This is a genomic window from Amycolatopsis sp. MtRt-6 (assembly GCF_017308975.1).
Classification (GTDB): Bacteria; Actinomycetota; Actinomycetes; order Mycobacteriales; family Pseudonocardiaceae; genus Amycolatopsis.
This window is the reverse complement of sequence record NZ_JADWPD010000004.1, coordinates 247,389-260,934: the sequence shown is the minus strand read 5'-3', so window position 1 is coordinate 260,934 and position 13,546 is coordinate 247,389. Positions and strand designations below refer to the sequence as shown.

The window sequence follows — 13,546 nt, the reverse complement described above, 5'->3', positions numbered from 1 at the left end:
GGCTCAGGCCAGGCCGGTCAGCCGCAGGTACGCCGCACCGAGTGGGCCGGCCGCGAAGATCGCCACGAGAGCCGCGGCGATCATGAACGGCCCGAACGGCAGGGCCGTCTTGCGGCCGCCCTTCCGGGTCGCCAGCACGACGACACCGGCGACGGCGCCGAGCAGGAACCCGCCGAACGCCCCGATCAGCAGGGCCGGCCAGGAGAGGTAGGCGAGGACGCCGCCGAGGATGCCCGCGAGCTTGACGTCGCCGAAGCCCATGCCGGCCGGGTAGGCCAGCGCGAGCAGGAGGTAGCAGGCGAAGAGTGCGGCGCCGCCGATCCCGGCGCGGGCCAGGGACCACCAGTCTTCACGCCACCAGGCCGACGCCGTCAGCAGCACCAGCAGGACGGGGTAGGACGGCAGCACGATCGCGTTCGGCAGGCGGCGGACGTCGAGGTCGATCAGGGCCAGCGCGATCCCGATCGCGCCGAAGTACAGGAAGGCGGGCAGGTCCGGCGGGTCGAGCCGCAGCGCGAGCAGGGCGAACAGCACCGCGGTGCCGAGCTCGACCAGCGGGTACCGGACGCTGATCCGGGTCCCGCAGCCCGCGCACCGCCCGCGCAGGACGAGCCAGCCGAGGACGGGGACGTTGTGTCGGGCCTTGACGGTCTCCCCGCAGCCGGGGCAGCGCGACGGCGGCCGGACGACCGACTCCCCGCGCGGCACCCGGTGGATCACGACGTTCAGGAACGACCCGACGAGCAGGCCGAGCACCCCGGCCGCCGCGACCAGCACCGCCATCGGGCTCCTTCACGATCGGGTGCGGAACGCCGCAGATCTTGCCGGACGCCGGTCCGGTCCGCGACCGGACGACACGCGTGCTTGAAGGGACGACACGCGTGATTGGAGGGACGACACGGCCGGCGGTGTGTCGCCTGTTGGGTGAGGGGTCCCCGGAGGGGGCGGGCGGGCCTACAGTCTGGAAATGACCGTCGCCGGATCGTCGATCGTTGCCGGGGTGGATGGGTCGGCCGAGTCGCTCGATGCCGTCCGGTGGGCCGCGCGGACCGCGCGGCTGCGGGAGGCGCCGCTGGAGATCGTGCACGCCCTCGACGTCTCCGCCCTGCTCGCCGGCGGGGTGGTGCCGCCGCCCGAAGAAATGGTCGATGCCCTGCGGGCGCGGGGGCGGCGAGCGCTGCGGACCGCCCGGGAGCTCGCCGCCGCGCAGGGCGTCGCCGACGCCAGCACCGGCTCGATCCCGACCGCGCCGCCCAGGCGCTGATCGAGGCGTCGCGGTCGGCCGGGCTGCTCGTCGTCGGGTCGGCCGGGCACGGCAGGCTCACCAGCCTGCTCGCCGGCTCGGTCGCCGCCGCCGTCGGGACGCACGCCCGCTGCGACACCGTTGTCGTCCGCGGGGACAGCTGGGACGAGCCCGGTGCGGCCGCGCGGCCCGTCGTCACCGGCGTCGACGGCAGCGAAGCCGGGGCCCGGGTCCTGGAGACCGCGCTCGCCGAGGCCCGCCTCCGCCGCGCGCCGCTGGTCGTGCTGCACGCGTGGGCGGACAGCCCACCGCCGCACCGGGACCCGCGGTGCGTCACCGAGGCCGGCCGCCGGCTGCTCGACGAGCGGGTGCTGGCCCACGACACCGGTGACGTCGCCGTCGAGCAGGTCGTCGTGCACGCCCACCCGCGGAAGGAGCTGCTCGAACGCAGCGGCGGCGCCCAGCTGGTCGTCCTCGGCGACCGCGGCCGCGGCGGGTTCCCCGGCCTGCTGCTCGGCTCCACCGGGCAGGCACTCCTGCACCACGCCGCCTGCCCCGTCCACCTGGTCCGCACGACCGCGTAAAGGGGAAGCGGAACGGAAGCAGCACCGGGCAGGATGACGGGTGAGCGAGTGGGAGGAACAAGATGAAGACTGCGGTACAGGCCGGCCTGCTGGCCCTGCTGGCCGGCACGACAGTGCTGGTGTCCCCGGCGCAGGCGGCCACGATCGTCCAGCGGACGGCCGTCTGCCACGCGACCGACTACAGCGGCACGTTCACCCTCCGGTACGAGACCGTCGGCGGCCAGCACCGGATCATCGGCGGGTACACCGCGTCGGGGCCGTACATCGGCGACGCCGCGGGCACGGTCGCCCTGCGGATTTCGTACCGCAGCGGGACAACCACGACCACGGTGTATTCCCGGACGTCGGCCACGACCGGGAGCACCACGTTCACGACGCCGACGACCACCACGGTGCCGACCGTCTACGGGGGCACGGCGTCGGCGAGGTTCGACAACGGCACGGTGTCCTGCACCGCGACGGTGCCGATCAGCTAGCCGCGGCAGGCGGGGAGGGCCGGACCTTCGGCGGCGGCGAGCTGCTGCTCCGGCCGGCCCTCCAGCCGGAACAGCGGCGCGACCGCCGCGAGGTCGAGTGCGCGCCGGACCACGCCGGACGGCTTCAGCACCAGGTCGATGCCCGCGTCCGCGCACCGGGCCCGCAGCCGGCCCAGTGACGCCACGCCCGTCACGCCGCAGAACCCCACGCCCAGCAGGTCGACGACCAGCAGGCGGGGGGCGGCCGCCACCGCGCGGTCCAGTTCCTCGTCGAGACGCGGGCGCGTCGCCATGTCGATTTCGCCCGCCACCGTGACCCGCACCGTCCCTGGGCGGGGCTCCGCGGTCGTCGCGGTCAGCAACATCGCGGACAGGTCGAGGGCGCTCATCGAAGGGCTCCTTCCACGGGGATCAACAGCCGGTGATCACCTCCTACCCCAACGCCGGGGCCACCAAACCGGACCGGAGTGTGTGAAGCTCGGAACCCGACCGTGAGGAGCGATGATGCCCGGACTTCTGCTGCGCGACGGCCGACCGTGGGGAACCGGCGGCCCTACCGACCTCCTCGTCTCGGGCGGCCGCATCACGAAGGCCGGCCCCGGACTGGACGCCGGCGACGCCGAGGTCGTCGAGCTCGGCGGCCGGCTCGTGCTGCCCGGTCTCGTCGAAGCCCACTGCCACCTGGACAAGACGCTCTACGGCGGGCCGTGGCGGCCGCACTCCGCCGGGCCCGCGCTCGCCGACCGGATCAGCGACGAACGCCTCCGCCGCACCGAACTCGGGCTGCCCGACCCGGCCCGGGTCAGCGCGTTGCTGGAGACCATGGCCGCCGCCGGGACCACGCATGTCCGCACCCACACCGACGTCTACACCGGTACCGGGCTCACCGGGGTCGAGGTGGTCCGGGACACCGCCGCGCGGCTGGCCGGGCGGATCACCGTCGAGCAGGTCGCCTTCCCGCAGAGCGGCATCCTCACCAACCCGGGCACCGCGGCGCTGCTGGAAGAGGCGATCAAGCTCGGCGTGCGCGCGGTCGGCGGCATCGACCCGGCCGGCATGGACCGGGACCCGGTCCGGCACCTCGACGTCGTCTTCGGCCTCGCCGAACGGCACGGCGTGCGGATCGACCTGCACCTGCACGACCCCGGCTCGCTCGGCGTGTTCGAGCTGGAGCTGATCATCGAACGGACGCGGGCGGCCGGCCTCGCCGGGCGGGTCACGGTCAGCCACGCCTACGCGCTCGGCCAGGCCGATGCCGCGACGCAGGACAGGCTGGCCGAGGGCCTGGCGGAAGCGGGCGTCACGATCACGACGGCCGCCGTCTTCGACTTCCCGGTCCCGCCGGTCAAGAAGCTGCGCGCGGCCGGGGTGAACGTGGCCTGCGGGCACGACGACATCCGCGACCTGTGGAGCCCGTACGGCAGCGGCGACCTCCTCGACCGGGCGATGCACCTGGCCTACCGCAGCACCTTCCGCCGCGACGAGGACATCGAGCTGGCCCTGGAAGCGGTCACCTACGGCGGCGCCAAGGCCCTCGGCCTCGACGGCTACGGCCTCGCCGAGGGCTCGGTCGCGGATCTCGTGGTCGTCGACGCGGAGACCCCGGCCCACGCCGTGGTGACGCGGCCTCCACGCGACCTCGTCGTCAAGGCGGGTCACATCGTCGCCCGCACCGACGCGCTCTCACGGCCGCCACGCGGGTGAGGACACCGGCCGGACGGGCACCCCGCCCCGGGCCGTGCCCAGGTCCGACAACACGACCTTCTCCAGGCCGTTGCCCGGGCCGCCGTCGCTGGTCACCGCCAGGGCCAGGGTGTTGCGGCCGCGCGGGTCGAGGATCCCCGTCGGCAGCACGAACGTGTGCTGCGGGCCGACGTCGCCGATGTACTGGCCGACGTTCCAGCCGTTGAGGAACACCAGCACCCGGTAGCGGCCGCCCGAGCGGGGCTTCGCCGGGTCGCCGATCGTCAGGCCCACCGACGTGTCCTGGTCACGCGGGATCCGCGGCGAGAACGTCGTGCGGTACCACGTCGTCCCCGGGTCGGCCGCCGCCGCCGGCACGGCAGCGGGAGCCCAGGCGTGGTCCGGGAAGCCGGGCAGGTGCCGGCCCGCGCGCTCGCCGGCGAGACCGCCGCTGTTCAGCGGGCCACGCACCGGGTCCGCCGTCCCGCCCTGCAGCTTCCACGCTACCTCCGGCAGGGACGCGGAAATGAGCCCGCGGCCTTCCTTGTGCGCGTCGTTGACGCCGCCGTCCTGGTTGTGGCCGTTGTTGCGGACCATCACCGACAGCACGTGCGGGCCGTCGCCGCGCAACCCCTCGGGCACGGCGAACTCCGCCGTGCCCGTCGTCGGCGGCGCCGCCAGCGCTGACGGCAGGACGTGCTGCCCGAGGTACTGCCCGTCCAGCCACGCCTGCAGCATCCCCGCGCCGCCACCGCCGTAGTGGAAGCTCACCCGCTCCCCCGGCGTCCCGGTGAACCGCCCGCGGTACCAGACGTCGCCGACGCCGAAGCCGTAGTCGTCCGCGGTCAGCACCGGCTGCCCGGCCGGTGGCGGGGTGGTGCTGTTCGTCGTCGTCCGGTCCGCGGCCGGCCACGCCGAGTCGTCGTACCCCGGCTCGGCTTCCGGCGAACCCGGCGCCGAGCGCCAGCCGGTCAGCTCCGGCAGCCGCGGGTCGGCCGGTCCGGGCAGCGGCCGCAACGCCAGCAGGCTGCCCGACGCCGTGGGCCGCATCGGCACCGGCGTGCCGTTCCACCACAGCAGCGGACCGCGGGCGCCCCACACTTCGAGGTCCCGAGGCGCCTTCGTGTCGCCGGTCAGCGCGAGCCCGGCCCGCGCGGTCCGCACCAGGTCCGGCCCGCGCACGAGCAGGCCGCCGACCGGCCAGAACGTGTCCGCGACACGGTCGTCGGCGAGCAGCAGCGTGACGGCCGGGCGGCCGCCACCGCTGATCCGGACCCGCGCGAGCCCGTCGTGGCGGTAGTTCAGGCGCAGGTCGTTGCCCGACCACGTCGTCGTGACGTCCCCGGCGAGAACGTCCACGCGCGGCCGGGTCGCGTACCGCAGCACCGTCTCGCCGTCCTCCCCCGGCCGGCCGTGCAGCAGAACGGTCCCGGCGGCCTGGGCCATCAGCTCCGACGTCGAGTACACCAGGTGCTGGCCGGCGACGTCGAAGTTCGCGACCAGGTACTTGGCGTCCTGGCCGTTCAGCCGCAGCGGCACCGTGTAGTCACCGTCCGAGGTAGACAGTGGAAAGGTGAAGCTGTCGTCCGTCGTCGCGTTCGACGGGTTGTGCACCGGCAGGTAGAAGTGCACGCCGGTGTCCGGGTTGACGTTGTGGTAGACCTTCACCGCGGCCGACGACGGCGTCACCGGCGCGCCGCGGTCCATCTTGGCCAGGTCCGGGACGGTGGCCAGGAAGGAGCCGATCTCCTTCATCGTCAACGCCTTCGGCCGCAGCTGACGCCCTTCGTCGATCGCCGCGCCGTAGTCGTAGGAGCTGTAGACGACCGGCGCCGGGAGGCCGCCCCACGACGTGCCGCCGAAGGTCATGTAGAAGTTCTGGATCGTCAGGCCGTTGGCCAGGTTCGTACCGTAGAAGACGCGCTCGTAGCCCGGGCCCTGCCGCACCGCGGTGCACGGGTAGGTGCCGTTGCTGCCCCAGTAGTCGAACCAGCCGCCGCCGAACTCGGCGACGAACCCGGGCGTGTTCGGCGACGCGCTCGCGCCGCCCTTCGCCCCGCCCGGTCCGTAGGTCCCCCAGTCCGGCGCCACGTTCGGGTTGCCCGGGGTCGCGTCGGCCCGGCAGGTGCCGCCCGGGTAGCCGTCGAAGGCGTAGAGGTCGACCTTGCCTTCGACGGTGCCGGGCACGCCCGAGCCCGGCGGCACCCAGATGCCGTTGCGGCCCTTGTCGTTGTGGAAGACCGGCACGGTGATCCCGTCGGCCTTCACCTTGTCGTAGAGGTGCGCGACGTAGTTGCGTTGCGCCGTCCCGGTCGCGGCCAGCTCGTTCTCGATCTGGTACAGGATCACCGAGCCGCGGCCGTCGGTGTACTGGTGGCGGGCGATGATCCGGTCGATCGCGGTGAGCCACTCGTCGGCCGCGGCGAGGTAGTCGGGCGCGTCGCTGCGGGCCCGGCCGGCCTGGGTGCTCAGCCAGGCCGGGAAGCCGCCGCCGGTGACCTCGGCGTTGATGTACGGCCCGGGCCGCGCGATGACGTACAGCCCCGCTTCGGCGGCGAGGTCGAGCACCCGGTCCATGTCCCGGACGCCGGTGAAGTCGTACACCCCCGGCGCGGGCGAGTGGTAGTTCCAGTCGAAGTAGATCGAGACCGCGTTGTAGCCGGTGGCCTTCATCTTCTGCAGCACGTCCCGCCACAGGTCCGGGCTCGGCAGCCGGAACGGGTGGAACTCCCCCGACCAGACGACCTGACGGCGGCCGTCCAGCATGAGGGAGTACTTGTCGAACGTGACCTGGTGCTTCGCCGGTGCGGCCGTCGCGGCCGGCGTCGGCGCGGCACACAGCCCGGTCGCGACGAGCAGAGCGAGCAGGAACGACAGGAACCGGTACATGGACTCACTTTCCCGACGAGCTGAATAGGTCGTTATACGCGGTTGCGGCCGACGTAGACGTTGCGGGCGCGGTAGTAGGTCGGCGACGTCGGCCCCGGCGAGCCGGACGAGCCCTCCATCTGCAGGTTGAGGATCAGCCACATGGGCTTGCCGACGAAGTTCGCGCCGCGGTGCTGGCCCACCCACTTGCCGTCGAGGTAGTAGTGGATGTCCACATCGGACCCGTTGACCTTCGCGATCCAGGCGCGGTAGCCGTGCCAGCCGCCAGGGTTGCTCACCCCGACGATCGTGTTGGACCAGCCGCCACTGGCGTTCTTGTAGGTGTTGAACCAGTTGCGCGCGTCGCCCTTGAACTCGAGGATGTCGCTCTCCGGCGGCCAGCTCGTGGCGCCGGTCAGCCAGAACGCGGGCCAGGTGCCCCGCGCCGACGGTGCCTGGAACTCGCCGCGGACCTCCCACTGCGGAAACTGGTCGGTCACCGTGATCTGCTGCTTGGCGTGGATCGCGCCGGAGTGGTAGTGGATCGGCAGGTACGGGTCCTTCGAGCTGTTCCCCTCGTTGCCACTGATCCGCGTCGCCTTCAGGACCAGCACACCGCCGGACTCGAGGTAGACCTGGCTGTGGTCGGACGAACTGGCGTACATCCGGGCGGTGCCGTTGTGGTCCGAGCCCCACGGGTAGCGGTAGTTCCACGCGGCCTGCAGCGTGCTGTAGTTCGCGAAGGTGCCGTCCAGCACGGTTTCGAACCCGGCGGCCGAGGCCCGGCCGCCGAACGCGGCGGTGGCGAGCCCGGCGGCGCCGGCGGCGAGGATCGTCCTGCGGGTGTGGGGCATCGTTGCCTCCCGGGGTTTCAGTACACGTAGGGCCGGCCGGCGCTGTCGTAGTAGTAACCGCCGTGCCGGATGCTGAAGGGTGCTTCCGCGGCGGAGGTGTGACGATGCCGTGGTTGGTCCAGCTGCCCGGCCGACCGGTCATGAGGGCTCATGGGTTGTCCTCGGTTCGACGCCGACCCTGGACGTTGTTAACGCTAACAAGCGGTGTCAGGTGAATAGTTGACCGTTCCGTTCCCGTCGTCAAGGGCCGGACGGAGGTTCTCCCCCGCACGGCCCCTTCCGACGACGTCAGCGCACGGGGTTCCACCCGTCGCCGCCCGCGAGGTACTTCCGCGCGGTGTGGTTCCCGGCCTGGGCGGCCGGCAGCTGCGGCCGGTCGGTGCCGGTGCCCGCACCGGGGCCGGTGTTGCGGTACTCGAAGAACCGGGCGTCCTTCCACGAGAAGCCCGACATGTCGGTCCACGGCGCCGGCTTGATCGCGGCCGGCAGGGCCGTCTCGCGGATCACGACCTGGGCGATGGCGTCGACGTCGCCGCCCGGGTGCCACGGGCGGCCGAGGTGGAAACTGGCCTTGGCGGCCGAGCTCACGACCTTGCTGCCGACGATCAGGAAGCCGTACGGGTTGGCCCGCCGGGTGCTGGCCGCGGTCAGGTACCCGTTGTTGGAGCTGGAGCCGCGGTCGAGCGCGGTGATCGTCGCCCGGTCGAACACCGCGGTCGCGCGGCCGAAGATGAAGTCGACGTCGCCGCTGATGGCGCAGTTGCGGTAGTACTGGCGCCCGATGCTGCCGACGGCGGCGGTGTCGGCGTGCAGGGTGTCCTGGTGGCCGAGGAAGGTGACGTTGTCGAAGACCATCCGGTCGCCGGTGGTCTTGACCGCGACCGCCTGGGTGTCCTTGATCTCCGGGTGGGCGCCCCGGTCGAAGGAGTTGCGGAAGGTCAGCGCGGTGGCGGTGAAGCCGTTCGCGGCGATCGTCGCGGTCGCGCTGCCGGAGGTGCCGTACGTCGAGCCGTCGGGTTTCTTCGTCCCGCTGGCGTTGTCGTAGTCGACGACGACGTCGGCGGCCTTCCCGGTGGTGCCGCGCAGGGTGATCCCCGTCTTGCTCGCGGGCACCGAGATCACTTCGCGGTAGGTCCCGGGCTTGATCGAGATCGTGCCGCCCGCCGAAACCGCGTTGATCCCGGCCTGCACGGTGGTGTGGCTGCCCGAGCCGTCCTTGGCCACGACGACGTTCGCCGCCGCTCCGGCCGGCGGGGCGGCGAGCGACGCCCCGGCGAGCACCGACGCGACGAGCAGGGTCTTCAGCATGACGCCTCCACGGTGGAACGCGCCGGGGGTACCGGACGGCGGCCGGTACCCCCGGCGCGGGTCGGTTACCGGTAGGTGATGTTGGCCGCGGTGTAGAGGCAGTTCGTCGAGTCCGGGCCGCTGCCGATCTTCGTCGGCTCGCCGCTGGTCACGCCCTTGTACTTCTCGCAGGGCACGATCTTGCGGCTCGAATCCCCGACGATGGTGATCCGGGTCAGCTTCGCGGTGTCACCGTAGTTGGTGTTGATGCCGACGAGCGTCTTGCCGGGCACGGTCGCGGTGACGTTGTCCACGACGACGTTGCGCTTGTGCTGCGTCTTGCAGTTGCCGCAGGAGCGGTACAGCTTGCCGAAGTCGTTGACCTGGAAGTTCCGGATGTACATGGTGCCGGGGCCGTTGTGCTGGAAGACCTTGTCCGAGGCCTTGCGCGCGCCGCCGCCGTCGATGGTCATCGTCTGGGAGGCGGAGGTGCCCTTGAAGGTCGCGGCGTCCTCTCCGACGTCCTCCCACCACACGTTGAGCAGCGTGCAGGTGCCGAGGCAGTGCACGCCGTCGGCGGCGGGGCTGCCCAGGACGACGTTCTTCAGCGTGGTGCCGTTGGCCAGCTGGAACAGCGGGCTCTGGCCCTCGTCCTGACCGCCGCTGCCGAGGTCGCCGGTGCCGTAGAACCGCTTGAGCCCGCCGTCGTAGGTGCCACTGGTGACCTTGATCGTCGCGCCCACCGGCACGCTGCTGCCCGGGTTCGGCCACGCAGCGGCCGAAGCGGTGGCTCCGGTGCCGACCGCCGCCGAAACGACGAGCGCGGCGACGGCCGCCACCCGGACGATCCGGGACATCTTGGGGGGAATCATTCGTCACTCCCTGGTCTCGTGCTTCATCGGCGTTGATGGGAAACGTCCGACCGGGTTGTGAAAGCGCTTTCTTGTCACCGAGTTTCGGGTTGCGGGCCACAGCGTGTCAATGTCGTTCGCCGCAGCAGCACGCATGTCGCCCGGATGGTCGCCACCGGCGCCGCGTTTTCAGAAAACACCGTCAGAAAGCACCGTCTGAAGCGCCGAAACTGTCGAAAGTTTCAGCGACCGGGGCCGGCCCCGGCGAGCACGAGCGCCGGGACGGCCCACGCGGGGTCGAGGCGTTCGACGAGGGCGGGCTTCCAGCCGACGTCCGGCCCGAGATCCGGGTCGTTGGCCGCGTTGTACTCGGCCAGCAGGTCGACCGCGCGCGGCCATGCGCTGCCCCGGGCCACCAGCGTGCCGGTCGCGTGCAGCACGGTTCCCTTCCAGTACTGCACCAACCGGGCCGGCGGCAGCTCGGCCGGGATCCTGAAGAAGTTGTTCTCCGCGTAGATCCGGGACTCGACGCCGACGCCGAGCGAATACGTGTAGGCGGCCGGATCCCGCACCACGTACAGGTTGTCGTAGACGTGCACCTGGCCGTACCGCACCCGCGGCGCGCGCTGGCCGATTTCGGCGAACAGGTTGTGGTGCAAGGTGACCCGCAGCTTGCCGACGTCGTAGGTGGGCTTGTCGGTGTTGCCGATCAGCATGGTCTTGTCGTGGTCGTGCAGCCGGTTGTAGGACACCGTGACCAGGTCCGAGCCGTTCACGATGTCGAACAGGCCGTCGTGGACCTCGTACTCGCGGCCGAAGTACGTCGGCTGCTCGTCGTTGCCGCCGTCGCTGAACTCGTTGTGGTCGACCCAGACGTGCGTCGCGCCGACCAGGTCGAGGTTGTCGTACTCGGAGTTCCAGTTGCCGTCGGCGGTGTCGAGCGGGTCCCACTGCGGGAAGCAGTCGTGGGCGTCGGCGAAGTGCAGGTTCCGCAGGATCACGTTGTCGCCGGTGACGCGCAGGGTGAGCCCGTGCAGCGTGGCGTCGCGGCCGAGCCCGGCGATCGTGGTGTTCGGGCCGACGTCGAGGACGACCTGCCTGGCCTGGTTGGCCTGCGACCGTTCGCGGGCTTCTTCCAGCGGTCCCGAGGGCGGCACTCTCCCCCAGGTCGCCGGGTCGTACGCCGCCAGGTACGCCGGGAGGCTGTAGGCGGGATCGGCGAAACTTTCACAGCTCATGGGCCGGTCGGCGGCGTCGACGTTGCCCTCGACGGTGCCACGGACGTAGATGATCTTCGGGACGCCCGGGTTCGCCGCGAGCGCGGCCGCCAGTTCGGAGCGCTTGGTCACCGTGCGGATGTTGCCGGGAGCGGCGGCCGCGCCGCCGGTGGTCCCGGTGGTCGCGGCGGCCCAGCCGTCGTGTGCGCCGAGGACGACCCGGCCGGGTTCTCGTCCGTGGGCTTCGGCAGGTGCCGCGGTGAGCGTCAGTGCGAGCAGGGTGAGGGTTCCCGCGAAAGCCTTCCAGCGCATGTCGGCTCCTCTAGTCGGTGTCCTGTCTCCTGAGCACCCGGGCCGCGTGCCGGGCGAGGCCGGCGGCGTCCGGGGCGCCGTCGATGACGACGACGTGGTGGGTCAGGGTCAGCTCCTCGCCCGGTTCGAGCAGCCACGGCCGGTGGTAGGTCGCGGCGAAGCTGACCACCGGGAACGGCTCGGCGCGGACGTACCAGGCCGTGGGGTGGGCAGCGTTCTCCGGGCTGTCGGCGAACAGCAGCGTCGAGCTCCGCAGGCTTTCGTCGTGCTGGCCGGTGAAGGCGAGCCACGGCGCCCGGTGCCCCATCGCGTCGGCCGCGGACTTCCCGTCCGACGTCCGGACCGTGCCGCCGACGAACGACCGCGGCCCGCGCCAGAACAGGCCGCCGTAGCCCGCGGTGTCGCGCCCTTCGGTCACCGGGCTCCCCCAGCGCAGCTCGTGGCCGCTGGTGTTGCGCAGCCGGCTGGACCAGGTGAGCGTCCAGTGCCCGCCGCGCGGTGAGACGTCGCCGAAGTGCAGCGTGCGGTGTTCGATGAGCCAGCGCCGGCCGGCCGCGGTGCGCCAGGCCAGCTCGTGCCGCAGCTCGCAGTGCCCGCCGGCGTCGTCGATGCCTTCCCAGCGGACGTGCCCGATCGTGCCGTTGTTGTCGAGCGGGGTGTAGCCGCGGCCGCGCACGTAGGTGCGGCCGCCCCAGAAGTTCTCGCCCGAGAGGTGGGCCATGGTGAACTGCAGGCCGTTGTGCCAGGTGTGGTCGTGCGGCCGCACGGCGGTCACGATCTCCCCGGCGGTGGTGCGCAGCGGGTGCAGGTACGGCTTCGGCGAATCCCGGGCCGGCGTCGGCGGCTCGACGACGTACTCGGCCAGCACGACGTCGCCGAGGCGCACGCACACCCGGCCGTCGGCCTCCTCGGTCACCTCCGGCGTGCCCACCGCGGCCCGGCTCACGCCGGCTCCCCGATCTCCCCCAGCAGCTCTTCGACAGACACCGGACGCCCGGTGACCAGGGACCGGTTCGCGGCGAGCCCGGTGAGCAGCGCCTGCAGGCCGGCGTCGTGGTCGGCCGCGCAGCCGAGCGCGTCCGGTTCGGCGTCGCCGAGCAGCTCGGCGAGCATCCGCTCGTCGCCGCCGCCGTGCCCCTCCCCGAGGACGCCGTCGAACACGGCTTCCGGCGGTTCCCAGTGCCGTTGCACGGTCAGCCGGGCGCGCCCCGGCTCCGGCACCGGCTCGGCGCCGGACGGGTACTCGTTCTCCCGGACGTCGAGTTCCAGGCGTCCTTCGCTGCCGGAGAACGCGACGCGGTAGCCCTCGCGCGGCGAATAGGCGTGGAGGTGGTAGTTCAGCACCGCGCCGCCGCGATGGCGCACGAGCACCGACAGGTCGTCCTCGATGGTGACGCCGGGGGCGAACACGTCCTGGTTCCGGACATAACCGTCTTCCCGCTGCGCGTCGCGGTAGAGCGCGCGCAGCTTGGGAGAGGCGTCGAGGTCCAGCGCGAACCGGTCGCCGTCCGTGCGGTGGCCGCTCTTCTCGCCGTAGAAGAACAGCCTGCCCAGGGCGAACACCGTCTCGGGGCCACTGCCGAGCCACCAGTTGACGAGGTCGAAGTGGTGGCCGGACTTGTGCACGAGCAGCCCGCCGGAGTTGGCCTTGTCGCGGTGCCAGCGGCGGAAGTAGTCGGCGCCGTGCGCGGTGTCGAGCAGCCAGCTGAACTCGACCGAGCCGACCTGCCCGATCGCGCCGCCGGCCAGCAGCTCCCGGACCCGGCGGTGCACCGGGTTGTACCGGTAGTTGAAGGCGACCCGCACCGAGCGGCCCGTCTCGCGCCGGGCCGCGAGGATCGCCCGCGCGCCCTCGACGTCGGTCGTCATGGGTTTCTCGGTGACGACGTCGCAGCCGGCCTCCAGCGCGGCGACGACGTACTCGGCGTGCGTGTGGTCCGGGGTGCACACGACGACGACGTCGATGCGTTCCTTCACCAGCATGGCGGTGAAGTCCGCCGGCCGGTAGCCGGGGATTTCCGTGCCGAGCCAGCCGTTGTGCACCCGCATGCGGGTTTCGTTGTGGTCGCAGAAGGCCGCGAGCTCCGCCCGCGGCGAGGTGGCCAGGGCCTTGGCGAACAGCTGGGCGCGGGAGCCCAGGCCGACGATCGCGTGGCGACGCACCGCCATCA

13 protein-coding genes and 1 pseudogene are annotated in these 13,546 nt (G+C 72.2%); 4 read left to right on the top strand and 10 right to left on the bottom strand.

The genetic code is table 11. The features are described from left to right. Window positions 1–3: 3 nt before the first annotated feature. Complete coding sequence (locus tag I4Q55_RS09875) at window positions 4–783, bottom strand: A24 family peptidase (RefSeq protein ID WP_206785985.1); 780 nt, start codon at window positions 781–783, stop codon at window positions 4–6. A 184-nt stretch (window positions 784–967) separates the two neighbouring features. On the opposite strand from I4Q55_RS09875, the pseudogene I4Q55_RS49080 reads away from it, so the two are divergent. The 3 genes and pseudogenes from I4Q55_RS49080 to I4Q55_RS09865 form a co-directional block, all read left to right on the top strand. After that, window positions 968–1,335: pseudogene (locus I4Q55_RS49080) on the top strand (universal stress protein); the annotation flags it as partial. Then, complete coding sequence (locus tag I4Q55_RS49070) at window positions 1,330–1,827, top strand: universal stress protein (protein WP_242545699.1); 498 nt, start codon at window positions 1,330–1,332, stop codon at window positions 1,825–1,827. The pseudogene I4Q55_RS49080 and the gene I4Q55_RS49070, both read left to right, overlap by 6 nt. Window positions 1,828–1,889: 62 nt before the next feature. Beyond that, window positions 1,890–2,303 carry a hypothetical protein gene (locus I4Q55_RS09865; RefSeq protein ID WP_206785983.1) on the top strand — a complete coding sequence of 138 codons (414 nt, stop codon included), beginning with the start codon at window positions 1,890–1,892 and terminating at the stop codon, window positions 2,301–2,303. On the opposite strand, the gene I4Q55_RS09860 is transcribed toward I4Q55_RS09865, so the two are convergent. Beyond that, window positions 2,300–2,692, bottom strand: a complete 393-nt coding sequence (locus I4Q55_RS09860) for an STAS domain-containing protein (protein WP_206785981.1) — start codon at window positions 2,690–2,692, stop codon at window positions 2,300–2,302. The two genes, I4Q55_RS09865 and I4Q55_RS09860, sit on opposite strands and share 4 nt — an antisense overlap. A 115-nt stretch (window positions 2,693–2,807) precedes the next feature. Here I4Q55_RS09860 and I4Q55_RS09855 point away from each other — a divergent pair, with 115 nt between their 5' ends. Beyond that, the gene (locus I4Q55_RS09855; protein WP_206785979.1) at window positions 2,808–4,007 is read left to right on the top strand and encodes an amidohydrolase family protein; all 1,200 of its coding nucleotides are present in this window, start codon (window positions 2,808–2,810) and stop codon (window positions 4,005–4,007) included. On the opposite strand, the gene I4Q55_RS09850 is transcribed toward I4Q55_RS09855, so the two are convergent. The 8 genes from I4Q55_RS09850 to I4Q55_RS09820 form a co-directional block, all read right to left on the bottom strand. Beyond that, window positions 3,987–6,875 (bottom strand): beta-galactosidase, encoded by a 2,889-nt coding sequence (locus I4Q55_RS09850; RefSeq protein ID WP_206785977.1) that lies wholly within the window; start codon window positions 6,873–6,875, stop codon window positions 3,987–3,989. The genes I4Q55_RS09855 and I4Q55_RS09850 overlap by 21 nt on opposite strands. A 32-nt stretch (window positions 6,876–6,907) precedes the next feature. Next, complete coding sequence (locus tag I4Q55_RS09845) at window positions 6,908–7,708, bottom strand: family 16 glycosylhydrolase (RefSeq protein WP_206785975.1); 801 nt, start codon at window positions 7,706–7,708, stop codon at window positions 6,908–6,910. A 17-nt stretch (window positions 7,709–7,725) separates the two neighbouring features. Then, window positions 7,726–7,860: a hypothetical protein gene (locus I4Q55_RS50140; protein WP_277991869.1), complete on the bottom strand. Its 135-nt coding sequence runs from the start codon at window positions 7,858–7,860 to the stop codon at window positions 7,726–7,728. Between the two features lie 136 nt (window positions 7,861–7,996). Then, entirely contained in the window at window positions 7,997–9,016 is a 1,020-nt protein-coding gene (locus I4Q55_RS09840; protein WP_206785973.1) for a pectinesterase family protein, read from the bottom strand. A gap of 65 nt (window positions 9,017–9,081) precedes the next feature. After that, window positions 9,082–9,852, bottom strand: a complete 771-nt coding sequence (locus I4Q55_RS09835) for a pectate lyase (RefSeq protein WP_206786409.1) — start codon at window positions 9,850–9,852, stop codon at window positions 9,082–9,084. A 236-nt stretch (window positions 9,853–10,088) separates the two neighbouring features. Further along, complete coding sequence (locus tag I4Q55_RS09830; protein WP_206785971.1) at window positions 10,089–11,375, bottom strand: polysaccharide lyase family 1 protein; 1,287 nt, start codon at window positions 11,373–11,375, stop codon at window positions 10,089–10,091. Between the two features lie 10 nt (window positions 11,376–11,385). Continuing rightward, on the bottom strand, window positions 11,386–12,321 hold the full coding sequence (locus tag I4Q55_RS09825) for a PmoA family protein (RefSeq protein ID WP_206785969.1): 936 nt from the start codon (window positions 12,319–12,321) through the stop codon (window positions 11,386–11,388). Beyond that, complete coding sequence (locus I4Q55_RS09820) at window positions 12,318–13,544, bottom strand: Gfo/Idh/MocA family protein (RefSeq protein ID WP_206785967.1); 1,227 nt, start codon at window positions 13,542–13,544, stop codon at window positions 12,318–12,320. The genes I4Q55_RS09825 and I4Q55_RS09820 overlap by 4 nt, the downstream gene beginning before the upstream one ends. Window positions 13,545–13,546: the final 2 nt, after the last annotated feature.